The organism is Paenibacillus sp. NPDC056579 (assembly GCF_042793215.1).
Lineage (GTDB): Bacteria > Bacillota > Bacilli > Paenibacillales > NBRC-103111 > Paenibacillus_S.
In genome coordinates, this window is record NZ_JBHTVD010000002.1 from 650,492 (window position 1) to 666,339 (window position 15,848).

A 15,848-nucleotide genomic window follows, 5' to 3' on the forward strand; every position below is an offset into this window, starting at 1 on the left:
CCCTCTTTCTAATAAGAATAGTAAGCTATCTAGGGGTAAATTCGTCCTGGAAGGCTGATTTTCCTTCATTTATCATACATCAAAAATGAAGGATTTTCGACAAAAGCGTGGAATTATTGAACATGGCGTTTTGGGTACACGGCTTCAGGAATCGGTGAGGAATGCGGGGAATGGCGCTTTGCGGAATTGGGTCAAAAATATGAACTATTATGTATGGCTGCTGTTTGGAATCGGTTTGCTTGCAGCCTTGTTTTATTCGATGTATGCCATCCGGCTCCATGAAGTGTACCGGCCCGTCGCCATTAATGCGGCCAATGCACCTCAGGATCATGCGAAAGTGTTCGTGTCACCGGTTCCCTACGATGTAGTGGAAGATTATAAAACGAAACATCCGGAACTGCCGCAGTATGATTTTGGCACATTGAACACAGTGAAGTCCAAAGTAAACCGAGGCTTTCTGCTTACGGTCAAGCAGGCTCATGTTATAGGACAATTGAGCGCTCCTGACAGTAAACGGATGGTCTATTTGGTTCGGCGCGAGCACAAGCAGGACGACGGCGCCTGGACTCAGACCGATATCGTAACCATGGAGCCGCAGAGCGGACAGATGGTGCAGCAGCCTGTCGGATTCGCCTATGGCCGTACAGTGGAGCCATTCAGCGAGTCGACGAAGCTATGCGGCTTTCTATCCGATCATGAGGTTGTTTATACTACCGTTGTGAATGCCGATCAGGAATGGGTATACCAGGCCAACGTGTTCGATCTGGAGCGCAAAACCGTGACTCCGCTGATCGAGCTGTTCCGTTATGAGCCGTTGGGAGGCAGCTGGAATGCTCCTGTCCTATATCATGCCGTACTGACCTCGGATAACAAGCATCTGTTCGTTCGCGACAGCATCGGCGGCATGACTCATTACAGCCTATCCACCGGAGCGAAAAAGCAGCTGATCAACGGAACGCAGGAAGTGCGTCCTGGCGAACGATTCGAGCTGCCTAACAGCAGTTTGGCGATATATGGCTTAAACCGGTATCAAAGCGATATGAGCTGGATCGATTTGAACGAAGGAGCGGTGAGACAGCCTTTTGCCGCGGAGCAAGGGTTCATCGATCCGGGAACGGATGCAAAAGGAAAAGTGATGTATTATAATTTTACATATGATCGGGCGCCGGAGCATCTGATGAGCTTCGACAACCGGACGCTGCTCGCTTCCAGCGGGGTGCAGCTTGCCGATTTTCAGGGCAAGAAGCTGCAGCGCTTCGCGTTATCTAAAGAATCGAAGGAGTGCCTGGAATTCGGAGGGTACAGCGAGAGCAAGAACAGCGTTCTGCTCCATAAGTACGTCACCGCAGTCAACAGCAAAGGACAGCCTTACAAAAAGACGCTGCAATGGCTTACCGGCGACATAGCGACAGGCGCGATGTCTGAATTGAGCAGAGTGGACGTCCCGGACGGCTGGGATCGAAGCGAGGTCGTATTCGGCACAATCAGTACAAGCCCTTCTACATCCGCATCGGAGGAGCAGGTTTTCGTCAATTTTGCCGATCGTCTCTATTACATGAGCCATTGGAAAACAAGACAAGTCGCCCTGAAGCAGGAAGACGATGTGATTACGTTTGTCGATGAGCCGAGCAAAAGAGTGTTCGTCAGCTCTTTTACGCGTCCGGATCTCCTGGTTGCAGCCTTCAGCTATAAGAAATATAATTGGGACAATCCGGAATTCGGCTGGCTGAGCGGCGGATGGATGGCCCGTCATCAGACGCTGCCTGAAGGGGACAAATTATTCTTTTTTCAAATCAATTAGTGCATAGTTGCGGAAAGTTGGACATCGAGTATGGGCAATCAGTTGCCTGAAGCATTTATGAGTAAAATGGAACAATTATTGGGAGCCGAGTATCCGGCGTTTCTTGCCTCTTATGATGAGGAACGCTGGTACGGGCTTCGTGTCAATACATTGAAATGCAGCGTGGAGCGGTTTCTCGAATTGACATCCATGCAGTTGGAGCCGGTACCTTGGGCTTCCACCGGCTTTTATTACCGCGAGGAGGATCGGCCCGGCAAGCATCCTTATTATCACGCAGGGCTGTACTATATTCAGGAGCCCAGTGCGATGGCACCCGTTGAACTGCTGGATGTACGTCCAGGCGACCGGGTGCTCGATTTATGTGCGGCGCCTGGAGGCAAATCGACGCAGCTGGCTTCCAAGCTGGAGGGGCAGGGAGTACTGGTAACTAACGACATTCATCCGGATCGGATCAAGGCGTTAGTGAAGAACATCGAGCTGAACGGAGTCCGCAATGCGGTAATTTTGAATGAACGTCCCGAGAAGCTGCAGGTTCCCTTTCGAGGCTTCTTCGACAAAATTTTGATCGATGCGCCTTGCTCCGGGGAAGGGATGTTCCGCAAGGAAGAGGAAATGGCCAAAGCATGGCAGCCGGCTTGGGTCGACCGCTACGCCGGAATGCAAAGAGACCTTCTGAAGCAGGCGGCTGCCATGCTGCGCCCCGGCGGAAGAATGGTCTATTCGACCTGTACGTTTTCACCCGAGGAGAACGAAGAGATGATAGCCGAGTTTCTGCGCGGCCATGCCCATTTTGAAGTCGTTCCGGTTCCTAAGGAGCACGGGCTTCGCCCGGGGAACCCGGAGTGGGTGGAATATGTTGAGTTTGGCTCCGCCCGAGCGGCGGAGGCTGCAAGGCAGGTAGGAGATACCGTTAGATTGTGGCCTCACCATTTGCATGGGGAGGGACATTTCGTCGCGGTCCTGGAGCATCGGGGGGACAGCGTGCCAGCGCCTACCAAAAAAGAACGGATGCAGGAAGAATGGTTCCCGGGCAAAGGCAAATTCCTGGACAAAAAATCGTTCAAACGGCAAACCGTAGTCGATTTGGAGCCTTTTTACACCTTCATGAAGGAGATGGCGCCGTCCATCCCTATATCCAATATGATTTTGCACGGCGAGTACGTGTATGTTGCTCCTGAAGGTTTGCCTGACCTGAGCGGAATCCGCGTCATCCGTCCAGGCTGGTATATGGGAAGCATCCGGAAGCAGCGGTTCGAGCCGTCTCATGCGCTGGCTATGGGATTGCAGCGGGAAGACGCGCAGCGCTGGATTTCTTTATCCACTGCTGAAGGAGCCGCCATTCGTTATTTGAAGGGCGAGACGCTGGAAATGACCGAGGAGCAAGTAGAGCTAACCGGCGAGAACGCCAAGAAGAAGGGCTATTGTCTTGTTGGGATCGATGGATTCCCTGTAGGCTGGGGCAAGTGGCTCGACGGACTGCTCAAGAACGAATACCCCCCTGGCTGGAGGTGGACTTAAATTGAAACAAACCATGCGTCTGGACAAGCTGCTCTCGCATGCGGGACACGGTACACGAAGCGAGATCAAAATTCTCGTCAAAAAAGGGCTGGTGCGGGTGAACGATCGTCCAGCCAAAGATAGCGGCGTACAGGTCAATCCGCAAAGCGATGTGATAACGGTGAATGGGGAAGCCGTCCGTTACCGCGAGTTCATATACTTGATGCTGAATAAGCCGCAAGGAGTGATATCGGCTACGGAGGATACACGCGACCGGACGGTTATAGATTTGTTGGATGAGGAAGTTGTTCATTTCAATCCTTTTCCTGTCGGAAGACTCGACAAGGATACGGAAGGACTTCTGCTGCTGACCAATGACGGTAAGCTTGCGCATAATTTGCTGTCGCCCCGCAAGCATGTTCCCAAAACGTATTATGCCGAAGTGGAAGGGATCGTAACGGAGGAAGACGGACAGGCGTTTGAGCGCGGAGTTGCATTGGATGACGATTATGTAACGATGCCGGCGCAGCTCGTCATATTGAAGACGGACAGCTCGGGTTGGTCCAAAATCGAGCTGACCATCATGGAGGGAAAGTTCCATCAGGTGAAAAGGATGTTTCAGGCTGTAGGCAAAAAGGTTACCTTTTTGAAACGATTATCGATGGGACCCTTGCTTCTGGATGAGCATTTATTGCCCGGGGAATACAGAGAGCTGTCGGAGGAGGAGCTGCTTCAGCTGCAGCAGGCGACAGCCGTACAGTGAGTTCATTGCAATAGTTAATAGGGTGAAAAAAGACCTGTGCCTTCGCTGCCCGGCAGCGTGTTAGGCACAGGTCTTCTATATTTCAAGGCTAAGAAGCCTTGACTTTGTTGTTTAATGGATTAAAACCAACTTGCGCGGAGAACGATGACCAACAGGATGAACAACACCAAAATGATAGCTGAGTTAGTATAAAGACCTCCAAGTCCGGACATGCTCATTCCTCCCACATTGTAGATTTATCAAATGATCAAGTTCTGCTAGTTAACGCTGCTGCCTTCAGATTGAATTCGCTGCTCTAGGTCACTTGCCATCCGATACTAAATTGTATGTGTTCAGGGATGATTCGTATGGACTCCTGCCTTGGTGCATAGTTTTTGGGCTGAATAGGAAACGCTAGTAAAGGTGGGCATGTATTGGCATGAGCCCAACAATTCGAGGTCCCTTGGAGGCGAAACCATTGACGGATGTTATGCTTAGGCCGGATATGAAGACGGCAGGCGGCGAAGTAAACGATATTTTGTGGAATCATCAGTTTGTCGGCAGCATGACCCTGGTATACCGCGAGGCAGACCGCATTTGCGGAGCGATCCAACTGGAGCAGTCGATGCTTCCCCCTCATGCCAAGCAAGCTGTCATGTCAGCCTTGCAGGAACATGTTCAAGCTCTTATAGACGCTATGGGGGTTGAATCCTGCGATGTGCTGGTGACGTGCAGCGAATACGATCATGTCATATCTACGGACCGGCTGGAGACCGGTTTCCAAGCGGTAGAGGAAGATTTTGACTACGATTATAACCGGGCGGATTTGGATCGGATTGAACACGAAGATCCCGGGATCATGGACGATTACCTCATGTATGTGGAAGAAGAGCATCCGGCATGGGACGGGTCTTTGCAAGAAGAGCCTGTCGTTACTACAGATCAGGAATTTGATCCGTATTTCGAGCTCGTCATCATGTCAGAGACACGCAATAAGGTCGAGTATCACATTTACGACCAGGAGCAGGAGCTGGTTGCGGAAGTGGACATTCACGTCCACGGATCGGATGTCAGCGGGACGGTTCACTGGAATGTCGAGCCCGACGAGGACGAGATTGAAGCGGTAACGGAGCTGCTGGTGAGCGACTTCGACGAAGATGAGGTAGACACCTTTGTTCTTCATATGGAATGGGAGCAAGACATAATCGAAACGATTGAATTGACCCATGAGGACTTGTTGCCTGAAGATACGGCCGTGGATGAATGGAACGATCATGAAGATTACACGATCGTCCTAGCCCGCGATGACGGAGATATGCTGACCTATGAAATATATCAGCAGTCTCACGGAGGACTGCCGATCGGAACCGCCACCGTCGATATCAGTTACCGGCAAATTACCGGCTTCATCGATTTTCGCGAGCCCGGTAACGCCGATGACCGAGAAATGATAGCCGAGCTTCTGATGAAGGAGCTGGATAAGGAGAAAGATTACGAATCGTTCAATGTAACGATGCTGTATCAAAATAAGCCGTTCGAAGAACTGATGTTCGAGAGCGATCAGCTTCATTAAACATTGAAAAACACTCCTAGTGCTTTTTGGCAAGGAGTGTTTTTGCAGTTGCTTGTGCTTGGATGAAGTATCACGTAATGGATTGCCGCTGCGGCTCCACGGATTTGACACGTTTGTTCAAAGTCAAGTGCCCAGCCGGCGCAAGCCTTTCGGGATATGGTTTTTCACCTGGCTGCCGGTGCGCTTGCCCCAGCCGAGAGCGAAGCCGTCGACGGTGACGAGCACCCAGCCGTTATCGCCAGGAGCCTGCTCCAGCGTTTCCCCACGGAGGAAACGGTCGATCTCCGGCGCCTCGGCGGGGAAATCCACCGTCCGCCGCGCGACGCCCCGCGGCAAAGCCAGTGCCAGCGCATGAGAAGGCTCGATGCGCGCCTTCTTCACCTCGGCCAGGTGCAAGCCCGGCCGGAGCACTTTCAGTCCGTTCAGATAGCTCCTATCGAACGGACAGCCTTGAACCGCGGGCAGCCAGTACAGCTGCTCGCCGAACAGGACGGCTTCTCCCGCAGGGAGCTCGAAGCCGGGCAGCGCATCCGCGGCAAACGCGCGAAAGAGCCGCATCGCCTCCTCCTCGGGACGGGAGGCGGAGGCTCTTTTGCCGGCGGCTTTGCCGCGAGCCTTGACGGCGGCACGGTCGGGTGCCGCCGCGTCTTCGCCGCCCTTGCGCAGCAGGGCTACGAAATGCCCCTCGCCCGCGTGGCGATGGGGCCAGATTCGTTCGGTGCGCAGCAGCTCGAACGAAGGGAACTGCTCGAGCACCGCAGCGACGGTGCTCTCGTTCTCCGACGTGTTGAACGTACACGTCGAGTAAGCGAGCAGGCCGCCCGGCTTCAGCATGGCCACGGCGGCCTGGAGAATGTCCCACTGCCGCGCGGCGCACATCTTCACATGGTCAGGCGACCATTCATCGATGGCCTGCGGGTCTTTGCGGAACATGCCTTCGCCGGAGCAGGGCGCATCCACCATCATCTTGTCGAAAAACAGCGGGAACCGCTCCGCCAGCGGATCCGGCGCCATCTGCGTCACGATGGCGTTGGTCACGCCCATCCGCTCGTTGTTTTCGGATAGAATTTTTGCACGGGCCGGGTGGATTTCGTTCGTAACGAGCAGCCCTTCCCCGCGCAGCTTGCCGGCGATTTGCGTCGACTTGCCGCCAGGCGCCGCCGCCAAATCGAGCACGATATCGCCGGGCTGCGGGTCGAGCAGCTCTACGGCGGACATCGCCGACGGCTCCTGAATGTAATACAAGCCGGCGGCATGATAAGGGTGCTTGCCGGGCTTGGACGTGGACGATTCCTTATAATAAAATCCGGTTTCACACCACGGAACAGGTGTCAGTCCGAACTCGTCGGTCATCTCCCGGAGACGCTCCGGTGTCGTCTTAAGCGGGTGGATACGAAGTCCTTGTGTGCGGGGCTGATCATAGCTTGCCAGAAATCGTTCGGCTTCCTCCGGTCCAAGCTGATCTATCATTTGTCGTGTGTACGACTCGGGTAATTGAATTTGTGTCATCCTGCCATTCATGCTCCTTATTAATTTCCTTGGTCCTATTATACAAGTTTCTCCTTATTGTGAGAAGTGAACCGCCCGTGGTATAATGGGGGGATGTTTTTTTTAGCATAATAGATAGGACTTCTGGGAAGAGGTGAAACGGCAGTGGAATACGAAATTCCAACCAAAGTACAAACGCTGGGCTCGGATATTCAGGAGCATCAGCTCAAATATCATGATAGAGAAGTGCTTGTTTCCAAAGAGTTTACGTTTGACAGTGCGCACCATCTGCATTGCTATGAAGGCAAGTGCAAAAGCCTGCACGGCCATACGTACAAGCTGCAGGTCATAATGCGGGGCAAGGTCGATTACCGGGGGATCACGATCGACTTCGGCGACATCAAACGGATCGCGAAGGAACGGATTATGGACCGTCTCGATCACCGTTACTTGAATGAGGTGCTGCCTCCGATGAATACGACGGCTGAGAATATGGTTGTCTGGATGTACGAGCAGCTGGCCGATGCGTTACGTGCCGAAGGATGGTTCCCGAAGGTAAGACTTGAAGAGGTCAGATTATGGGAGACGCCGACCAGCTATGCAGCGGTCACTGCAGCCATGATGGGGGATGCGGCAAGTGAGTAACGTAAAAATTCCGATGGTCGAAATATTCGAAACGGTCGAGGGCGAAGGAACGCGCGCCGGCTTCCCGACGATCTTTGTCCGCTTGTTCGGCTGCAACCTTCGCTGCACCTGGTGCGATACGAAGTACAGCTATCCGCCGGAGGAGGCGGATCGGGTCATGACGATTGACGAAATCGTCGAGCAGGTTCGCACGTACCGGTCTACGCATCTGTGTCTTACGGGGGGCGAGCCGCTGTTGTACGGAGAGAAGTCGGCTGCCTTGATCGAAGCTCTGCTCGGAATCGAGACGTTGACGGATATTCATATCGAGACGAACGGAGCCATTGACTTGACCCTGTTCATGGAGCGGATTGCTTCGCCTAAGGTTCGTTATATTATGGATTACAAGCTCCCGGATTCCGGCGAGACCGAGGCGATGATCGTTGCCAATTTCGCGAAGCTGCGGAAGCAGGACGAGCTGAAGTTCGTGATTGGGAGCGATAAGGATTTTGACGAAGCCGTACGGGTGCTGGAGCAGTATCCGACCGAAGCGCTGCCGCTGTTCAGCCCGGTATGGGAGACGATGCCGCCGGCTAAGCTCGTACAGCGAATGCTGGATCACGGCTTGTCCCATGTGAAGCTCAATATGCAGCTGCACAAAATTATTTGGGATCCCGCGATGCGTGGCGTGTAGACGCGATCCGGAATGCGATTCATTTTAAGGAAAAAAGGTGTGAACGAACTATGGAAACCAAACCGTCCAAAAAAGCGGTCATCATATTAAGTGGTGGACTGGACAGCACCACATGTATGGGTATAGCCCAGGCAGAGGGGTACGAGCTGTATCCGATCACGTTCGACTACGGCCAGCGCCATAAGGTCGAGCTGGAAAATGCCCGTCAAGTCGCAGAGCACTACGGCGTATCTGCACGCCATAAGGTGATCTCGCTCGGCTTTTTGAAGGAATTCGGAGGCAGTGCGCTGACCGACGAGTCCCTCGAAATTCCGGACATGACCAAGCCAAAGGAGCAGGGTGAAAAAGAGTCCGAGGTGCCGATTACGTATGTGCCCGGCCGTAACCTGCTGTTTCTGTCGATCGCTACCTCTTATGCAGAGGTAACCGGTGCGGAAGCCGTCTACATCGGTGTCAATGCGCTCGACTACAGCGGCTATCCGGATTGCCGTCCGGAGTTTATCCGCAAGGTAGAGGAAGTGATGGCGCTTGCTACCCGGGTCGGAGTAGAAGGGGTGCCGATGCGGATCGAAACGCCTCTCAGCGAATGGACCAAGGCGGAAATTATCCGTGAAGGCATGCGCTTGAACGTTCCTTATCATTTGACGACCTCTTGCTATAACGGCGAAAAGGAAGCATGCGGAGTATGCGACAGCTGCCGCTTGCGTCTGAAAGGCTTTGCCGAAGCCGGAGAAAAGGATCCGATTCCGTACCGTTAACATGAGAAACCTCGATCGAGGCTTCTCAAAGATGTGCGACCTTAAAGTTTTGCTTGGGCAAAACTCGCTTCGTAAGCAAGGCAGGTTTTATCGACAATACGAAAGATCTTCGATAAGTTTTATCGCTTTACCGAACTTAAACTTTCCTATGTGGTAAACGAAAATCCCGCGAGGTAAGCAGCGCCTGATTTCAGCTGCTAGCCTTCGCGGGATTTTTTTTGCTGCAAGTTCATGAAGTTCAAAGTCAATCGTTGCCGAGCCCATCCTCCGTGCTCCCGGTTTCCGTGCCGGCGGCATCTTCCGCTTGCTTCTTATCCCGCCAAAACAGCACCGTTAGCATGCGCTCGATCCATTCCTTATCCTGATCCGTCAGTTCAATTCCGTCGAAGATCAGCTCGTTCTCGCGTAAAAACCGGCGCAAATTCACCTTCGGCTTGCTATAAGCATCGGTGTAGCGGAGTTCGTTTTTTTCCAAATAGCCTGCGATCTCCATCAATTCGCCGTAAGGCGTATTCAAGCCCTCGGACAGCTTCATCAGCACATCGGGCGACGGAACCCCTCGGTTACCGTTCTCCAGCTGGGATATGTAGGCTGCCGATACGCCGGACCGGTCGGCGAGCTCCCGGATCGTGAAGCCTTTCAATTTGCGCATGTCGCGCAGCTGCTCGTAAAAATTCATTATCGACACCTGCAATTAGCAAAAGTAAACAAATGAGTAGCGTTATAATGATAACAGTAAACAAAAGTAATTTCAACGAAAGGAGTTATGGATACAAAAGTAAACAATTATCATTGCATAAGAATATCAGATGTAAGTAAGCTTTCTCGGTATTTCCTACTTTCTAGCTTATATGGATTTACTGAACTGCAGAAACTTATCTCGATCAATGGTAGGCTATGGTATAATTTGGTTATTATCTACAAATTAGCTAGATACTTTAGGGGATAAGAGGATTGATTTTATGAGAAAATCAACCATATTCATCGTCGTATATTACATATGCTTTATAGTATTCTACTTTCCGATGGCTTTATTATATTTATACATAGATGTAAACATAGCTAAATATCAATTGTCACAAGCTTCTAAAGCTTTTTACAATCAATATTGTAATGAACACGTTAATATAAAATCTGTTGATTTTAGTACGGTGTTGTTTTCCGGAGTTACTTGGGAGGTAAATACAACTAGTGCGTTCATACCAACACTTAGAGGGTTATATAAAGACGGTGTTGCCTATACTAATCTGGATGATCTGTACGTAAAGGATCAAGTAAGTGTCTGCAATATCAGTTTATCCAATCGCAGTTCCTTTTTCTTAGATCCCATACGAATGAGTTTTGTGCCTTCTCGATATACGCATTCATATGAAATTAAGGGCTCATACATAGTCCCTGTTCTTTTAAATGTGTCCGGTTTACTAGCAGGAGTATTGGTGTTTGTAATAATTAGACAAAAAGAAATGAACACACGTAGTCCGTTTTAAGGTATAGATCGTCCACGGAGTGGTTAGAAACGGTCCATTTTCGATACTATCGTTTTTATAATCGGTTAAATATAGGGGGTCTAGATGGTAATAACATCCGAACTCTCTTTTTTGCGTTAACAAATTTAGTAAACAAAAGTAATTTCAACGAAAGGAGTTGTGGATACAAAAGTAAACAATTATCATTGCATAAGCAAACAATAGTGAGTATAATGGGAAATAACGGAAAGAGGAGGGGACACGCCTTGAAAATCAGAACGAAGTCTCAAGCTTTTGTAAGAGCCAGAATCATTAAGGGGATGTCGCAGCGGGATTTAGCCAGAGAGATGGGGCTGAGTCCGTCCTACATCAGTCTGCTGGAACGTTCCGTCAAGACGGTCGGACCGGCTACAGCCAAAAGGCTGTGCGATTTGCTCGAACAGCCTTTGGACGATTTGTTTGTAATTGAATAGCGGGAGGGAGCAGTCTCGCGTCATTTCATGCCTATTGCTTCAAGGAGGAGGCTGTCAATGGATGCAAATGGAGCGGAAGACCGCATAGCTTAAGCTTTAGCCGAATGCGACAACTTTGTTTTTGCCGCTGGTCTTCGCTTTGTACATGGCTTCGTCCGCCTGCTTGATCAGCTCGTCGGCGGTAATATTTTTACGGAAATGACTGAAGCCCATGCTCACCGTCACGATCGTTTCGGCTTCTACTCTAGCCCGTATCCGCTCAGCAAGCTCCGCCGTATCGACCTCGGTATCCGTCACCAGCACAACCATCTCCTCGCCGCCGTAGCGGCCGCATACTCCGATAGGCTCCGCTTCCTCCTTGACGATTTGCGCTACCTGCTTCAGCACCAAGTCTCCCATATGATGGCCTTTCGTATCATTAAGCTTCTTGAAATTATCGATATCGCTGAAGATAACGGACACTTTCAATTGTTGGGCAATGTGTTGAGAAACACGGTTGTAAAAATATTTGCGGTTGTACAGCTTGGTCAACCCATCCGTGATCGAAGAGTTGTATATCGCCTGCATGATCTCGATGATCCGCTCAAATATGAACAAAAACAAAACGAGATGAAACGCCATCGGAATGAGCTGCTCGAATTTGGTTAGCACGATTTGGCTGCTTCCGAACAAATACATATTGGCCATATGAATCATATGGGAGCAAAAGTACAGCGTCAGCATGAGCTGATATTTGCCGTTTTGTCCGATTCTGGGGTTGATTAAGATGAAGCTGACGAAAATAAGCAGAAATAAGAACAGCTCCATCCCGAGCGGCTGCATCAATAGCACTTGGTCTCCGCTGCCTTGAAGCCATACCGGTATATACCAATAGGATACGGCTACGAACACTGTTGCTGCCGAACAAACAATAAATACGATCGTGTCCTTCCACTTGGTCGGATTGTACAGCTGATAAATTCCGGTGTTCACGAGCAGGAACGATACGACCTTCAGCAGGAGCGCGATGAATGTTGACGTGTCGCTCTGTGTCTCTGTAAACTCGAACGCTATCAATTGGGCGTATTGTATGATCAAAATAATTAATGACAGCATAAGCGAAAAATACCCGATTTTGCGCCGGCTTAGGAGCAGCCTGACCGATGCGAGCAGCGTAACAAGTAAAATCGAAATAATCATCGTATAGCTGATGATGGTACCCAATGTACCGAGCCATAGGTCGGAAAAAGTAAGATCGTTCATCTAGGAATAGAGCCCCCGCAATCAACCGGAATATAGGTATATTATAGCAAACTGCCGTTCACATTTGTTATAAATCTAATAGAATCGGCAGAGAATGCAGCTAAAGTAATTTCTGTTTTTAAGGTGCCTTCTTTTTTCATTTTATCGGTAATGCAGAGTTAGATATGAAGAGCGGTTTTACATTTCATGTCAAATCAAAGATTTCTGTGGCGCTTGCCGATAAACAGTCTATCATAGCTAACTTGTTCACAAGGAGTGGGGGTAGAGGAATGGATTATTTTTATTTCATGTCGAGGATGGCCGTGCCTTTCCTGGTCATATCTATAATTGTCTTTGTCGCCGGAGTCGGGTGTGCTGTTGCTGCATGTTCTTCGCCACCGAAAGGAACCAAGCGAAACATCGTTTGCATTATTTCTGTTGTTGCTATTTTTGCAGGGGGAATTGGTTCGTTGTATTTTGCATATTTTTTGTGGTTTCTTTTGAATACGTTCGGGGTCGTCGAATAAGTAACGGAAACTTTCGTGAAGAAATCCCTTTTTATATTGACTGTACGTTCAGTCATAAAATATAATGTTTCTCGAAAGCATTCATTTTCTTTTTTTGGGGAGGCGGAAATAGGATGGATCTATATTACGAAATTCAAGGAGAAGGCTCGCCTGTCGTACTGCTGCATAGTCCTGGCGTCGATTCGAGGGAATGGAAGTATGCCGCACCGTTGATGGCACAATCCTGCAAGGTGATTACGTATGACGGCCGAGGGACGGGACGTTCGCCGGCACCGCAAACGCCAACCAGCTTGGTGGAGGATTTGCGGGATCTGCTCCAACATCTAAGGCTGGAGCGGGTCACTTTGGTCGGCCATTCGATGGGCGGGCAGGCGGCGACGGATTTTACGCTAACGTACCCCTCAATGGTTGAGCGGCTTGTCGTGATAGCCCCTTCGTTAACCGGTTTCGTGTTTTCCCAGGAGTTTACGGAATGGATGGCATCCGTAAATGCCGCTGCCCCCGACATCGATAAATTGGTTGAATTGTCCTTGTCGGGGCCGAATTATCGCGCCACGATGGCCGGACCGCATAGGGATTTCCTTCGTGAAATGGCCGTACACTATATGACGAGAGTGTTTACCGAGTGGAAGAGCTTTGAAGTCCGTTGGCCCGAGCCGCCGGCAATCGAACGTTTGGAGGACATAGCGGTGAGCACGCTGTTTATTCGTGGTACAATAGAATGGCCGGACATGCTCAAGATCGCCGAACAGTTTCAACGTGTGCCAGCGATTCATTTTGCCGAAATGGAAGGCGGGGATCACATGCTCACATTGACTCACGCAGAAGAGCTTACCGAGCATATTCGGAACTTTATGTATGGAGAACTCGACAATGCCGCGAACAAGGGAAGAAAATGATCGAATTCGTCAAGCCGCCAAAGACAATATCCGCACGGCTGCTATGGAGATTTTTATCGAGCGGGGATATCATGACGCTTCAATAGATGATGTAGCGAAAAGGGCCGGCGTCTCCAAAGGCTTGATGTACAATTATTATAAGGGGAAGGAGCATCTCCTTGCCGAAATGGTACAAAACCGGATTGATGAGATCAAAGAAGTGATGCAGACGGCTTCCGCACTCAGCACTCCGACTGAACAGCTGAAATTTATCGTCGATGGTGCGCTCGATAATGTCAAGCAGCGCCATAAGGTATACCGTTTTTATTTGCATCTGCAAACGCAGCCGGAAGAAAACCAGCTTCTCTCCAAGTACAGCCAAATGCTTAATGAAGCAATGGCCGAGCAATTCGAAGTGCAGTGCAGGATGTTCAAAGAGCTTGGGAATGCGGATGCACGGCTGCGATCGCTATATTTCTCTTCCACCCTCCATGGAGCGATGTTAATGATATCCACATACCCCGATCATTATCCGGTCGAGGAGATGAAGAAGCAGATTATCGAACAGTTTTGCACCGTTTCTTGACGGAGAAAAGGATGCTGGCTTTCAATACTGTATTCTTGGCAAAAAGGCTCATCCACCATTGATTACTGGGGGGGATGGGCTTTTATTATGGAATCCGAATGCGAATATTCAATGATTTTATTCGCTTCGTATATTTAATTTCGATACAAACATTTGTTCTATTCTATGGCGAAAATCATCCCTTCTCATAAAGTTTTTCTATCGGTCCATACCCTTGTAGTGGCTCTGGAATACTGTTACGATGTAATCAGGGATAGTTCGGAGAGCATCCTTAATCCATCATACTTCTAGAGTTAGATTGGTTTTATAAGCGGGATCGATTACGGAGGGCTATCATGAATATTTTGCAAGCTTTATTTTTTCCCCCGGAGCAGCCGGGAGGAGTATCCTCGATGGTTCCCTTTATGCTGGAACGTTTCAATAGACGCGGGTGGGAGATGGAGCTGTTCTCCTTGCCGAAGCGGGTACGAAGCAAAGGCACGGAGCCGGTCCGCTTCTCAACGTTCGATTGGGAAGCCTATGCCGGCAACCCTATTGTGGATAAATACATTCAGACGTACAAGGATTACGTGTGGTGGACCAAACTGAGGCAAACGAAGAAATATGATCTCATCCACGCGCATCACCCCATTGCGGGGCTTGTCATGAAGCAGGTGTTCCCGGATACTCCTGTGATCATGACGATCCATTCCAGCTACGAGAGAGAGCTTATCCTCAACGGGAAGATCAAGGAGAACGGGACGGAGCATGCCTTTCTGACCTCGATTTACCGGGAGCTGGAGGAGCGGCTTGATCAGCTTATTACAGTGTCCAACTCGTTCAAGCAGTATTTGTCGGAGTATGTGCAGGAGCCTGAGCGGATAGGCGTCATTCCGAACGGCTTCGATGAGAAACGGTTCCGATCGGTGCCCCACGAGAACAAAATTCCGCAGCTCATCACCGTATGCCGCCTCGTTCCGGCCAAAGGTCTGGATACGCTCCTGCTGGCATGTGCCGAGCTGAAGAAGCGGGGACATCCGTTCGTGCTTCATTTGATCGGAGACGGGCCGATACGTCCTGAGCTGGAGCAAATGGCGATTGAACTGAACATTTATGAGGAAATCATTTTTTACGGGTATATGCTTCATCCGGAAGACTTCATGCCGTTCTTCGATGTCTTCGTGCTGCCGTCTCGGGCGGAGGCGTTCGGTTCCGTATTCGCTGAAGCGGCATTGTGCGGATTGGCGTTGGTGGGAACGAATGTCGGCGGTATTGCCGAACAGATTGATCACGGACATAATGGGCTGCTTGTCCCGCCGGAGAACGTCTCTGCGCTGACGAGTGCGCTCGAGAAAGTGATCAGCGACCCGATCTATCGGCATAATCTGGGTCGTGTTGCATGGGATAAGGCGCAAAAGTCGTACTCGATGTCGAGAGTTGTGCAGCAGCTAAAAACCGTGTACCGGTCGTACCGGAACGAAGAATAGAGCAGGGCTGGAGGCGGTAATTCCGCAAGTCGTTTCACAGCAATCATATATCCT

16 protein-coding genes are annotated in these 15,848 nt (G+C 50.3%); 11 read left to right on the forward strand and 5 right to left on the reverse strand.

Annotated elements, in window-relative coordinates; all coding sequences use genetic code 11:
• The first annotated feature begins 178 nt into the window (after window positions 1-178).
• From ACFQ88_RS10470 to ACFQ88_RS10480, 3 genes are read left to right on the forward strand one after another with little or no spacing between them, the layout of a single operon-like run.
• Window positions 179-1,801, forward strand: coding sequence for a hypothetical protein (locus ACFQ88_RS10470; RefSeq protein ID WP_379454054.1), 1,623 nt, complete (start codon window positions 179-181; stop codon window positions 1,799-1,801).
• Window positions 1,802-1,831: 30 nt separating this feature from the next.
• Complete coding sequence (locus ACFQ88_RS10475) at window positions 1,832-3,319, forward strand: RsmF rRNA methyltransferase first C-terminal domain-containing protein (protein ID WP_379454055.1); 1,488 nt, start codon at window positions 1,832-1,834, stop codon at window positions 3,317-3,319.
• A 1-nt stretch (window position 3,320) separates the two neighbouring features.
• On the forward strand, window positions 3,321-4,061 hold the full coding sequence (locus ACFQ88_RS10480) for a pseudouridine synthase (protein WP_379454056.1): 741 nt from the start codon (window positions 3,321-3,323) through the stop codon (window positions 4,059-4,061).
• Between the two features lie 119 nt (window positions 4,062-4,180).
• Here ACFQ88_RS10480 and ACFQ88_RS10485 read toward each other — a convergent pair whose 3' ends face one another.
• Window positions 4,181-4,279 (reverse strand): YjcZ family sporulation protein, encoded by a 99-nt coding sequence (locus tag ACFQ88_RS10485; RefSeq protein ID WP_345774046.1) that lies wholly within the window; start codon window positions 4,277-4,279, stop codon window positions 4,181-4,183.
• A gap of 239 nt (window positions 4,280-4,518) precedes the next feature.
• On the opposite strand from ACFQ88_RS10485, the gene ACFQ88_RS10490 reads away from it, so the two are divergent.
• Window positions 4,519-5,613, forward strand: a complete 1,095-nt coding sequence (locus ACFQ88_RS10490) for a hypothetical protein (protein WP_379454057.1) — start codon at window positions 4,519-4,521, stop codon at window positions 5,611-5,613.
• Window positions 5,614-5,736: 123 nt separating this feature from the next.
• Here ACFQ88_RS10490 and ACFQ88_RS10495 read toward each other — a convergent pair whose 3' ends face one another.
• Window positions 5,737-7,122 (reverse strand): RsmF rRNA methyltransferase first C-terminal domain-containing protein, encoded by a 1,386-nt coding sequence (locus ACFQ88_RS10495; RefSeq protein ID WP_379454058.1) that lies wholly within the window; start codon window positions 7,120-7,122, stop codon window positions 5,737-5,739.
• A 144-nt stretch (window positions 7,123-7,266) separates the two neighbouring features.
• Between ACFQ88_RS10495 and queD the strand changes: the two genes are divergently transcribed.
• From queD to queC, 3 genes are read left to right on the forward strand one after another with little or no spacing between them, the layout of a single operon-like run.
• On the forward strand, window positions 7,267-7,746 hold the full coding sequence (queD, locus tag ACFQ88_RS10500) for a 6-carboxytetrahydropterin synthase QueD (RefSeq protein WP_379454059.1): 480 nt from the start codon (window positions 7,267-7,269) through the stop codon (window positions 7,744-7,746).
• Entirely contained in the window at window positions 7,730-8,419 is a 690-nt protein-coding gene (locus ACFQ88_RS10505) for a 7-carboxy-7-deazaguanine synthase QueE (protein WP_239633476.1), read from the forward strand. Before queD ends, ACFQ88_RS10505 begins: the two co-directional genes overlap by 17 nt.
• Window positions 8,420-8,469: 50 nt before the next feature.
• Complete coding sequence (gene queC / locus ACFQ88_RS10510; RefSeq protein ID WP_379454060.1) at window positions 8,470-9,177, forward strand: 7-cyano-7-deazaguanine synthase QueC; 708 nt, start codon at window positions 8,470-8,472, stop codon at window positions 9,175-9,177.
• 244 nt (window positions 9,178-9,421) lie between these two features.
• Here the strand turns inward: queC and ACFQ88_RS10515 are convergent, their stop codons facing one another.
• Window positions 9,422-9,856: a helix-turn-helix domain-containing protein gene (locus ACFQ88_RS10515; RefSeq protein WP_239633478.1), complete on the reverse strand. Its 435-nt coding sequence runs from the start codon at window positions 9,854-9,856 to the stop codon at window positions 9,422-9,424.
• Between the two features lie 1,053 nt (window positions 9,857-10,909).
• On the opposite strand from ACFQ88_RS10515, the gene ACFQ88_RS10520 reads away from it, so the two are divergent.
• Window positions 10,910-11,116, forward strand: a complete 207-nt coding sequence (locus ACFQ88_RS10520; protein WP_239633479.1) for a helix-turn-helix domain-containing protein — start codon at window positions 10,910-10,912, stop codon at window positions 11,114-11,116.
• A 96-nt stretch (window positions 11,117-11,212) separates the two neighbouring features.
• Here the strand turns inward: ACFQ88_RS10520 and ACFQ88_RS10525 are convergent, their stop codons facing one another.
• Together ACFQ88_RS10525 and ACFQ88_RS10530 are read right to left on the reverse strand one after the other, a co-directional pair.
• Window positions 11,213-12,358 (reverse strand): GGDEF domain-containing protein, encoded by a 1,146-nt coding sequence (locus ACFQ88_RS10525; RefSeq protein WP_379454061.1) that lies wholly within the window; start codon window positions 12,356-12,358, stop codon window positions 11,213-11,215.
• Window positions 12,359-12,638: 280 nt separating this feature from the next.
• Window positions 12,639-12,920: a hypothetical protein gene (locus ACFQ88_RS10530; RefSeq protein ID WP_379454062.1), complete on the reverse strand. Its 282-nt coding sequence runs from the start codon at window positions 12,918-12,920 to the stop codon at window positions 12,639-12,641.
• Between the two features lie 57 nt (window positions 12,921-12,977).
• Between ACFQ88_RS10530 and ACFQ88_RS10535 the strand changes: the two genes are divergently transcribed.
• From ACFQ88_RS10535 to ACFQ88_RS10545, 3 genes are all read left to right on the forward strand, one after another.
• A complete protein-coding gene (locus tag ACFQ88_RS10535) occupies window positions 12,978-13,763 on the forward strand; it encodes an alpha/beta fold hydrolase (protein ID WP_379454063.1) in 786 nt (261 codons plus the stop codon).
• Entirely contained in the window at window positions 13,738-14,328 is a 591-nt protein-coding gene (locus ACFQ88_RS10540) for a TetR/AcrR family transcriptional regulator (RefSeq protein ID WP_379454064.1), read from the forward strand. The genes ACFQ88_RS10535 and ACFQ88_RS10540 overlap by 26 nt, the downstream gene beginning before the upstream one ends.
• 335 nt (window positions 14,329-14,663) lie before the next feature.
• On the forward strand, window positions 14,664-15,794 hold the full coding sequence (locus ACFQ88_RS10545; protein WP_239633484.1) for a glycosyltransferase family 4 protein: 1,131 nt from the start codon (window positions 14,664-14,666) through the stop codon (window positions 15,792-15,794).
• The last annotated feature ends 54 nt before the right edge of the window (window positions 15,795-15,848 follow it).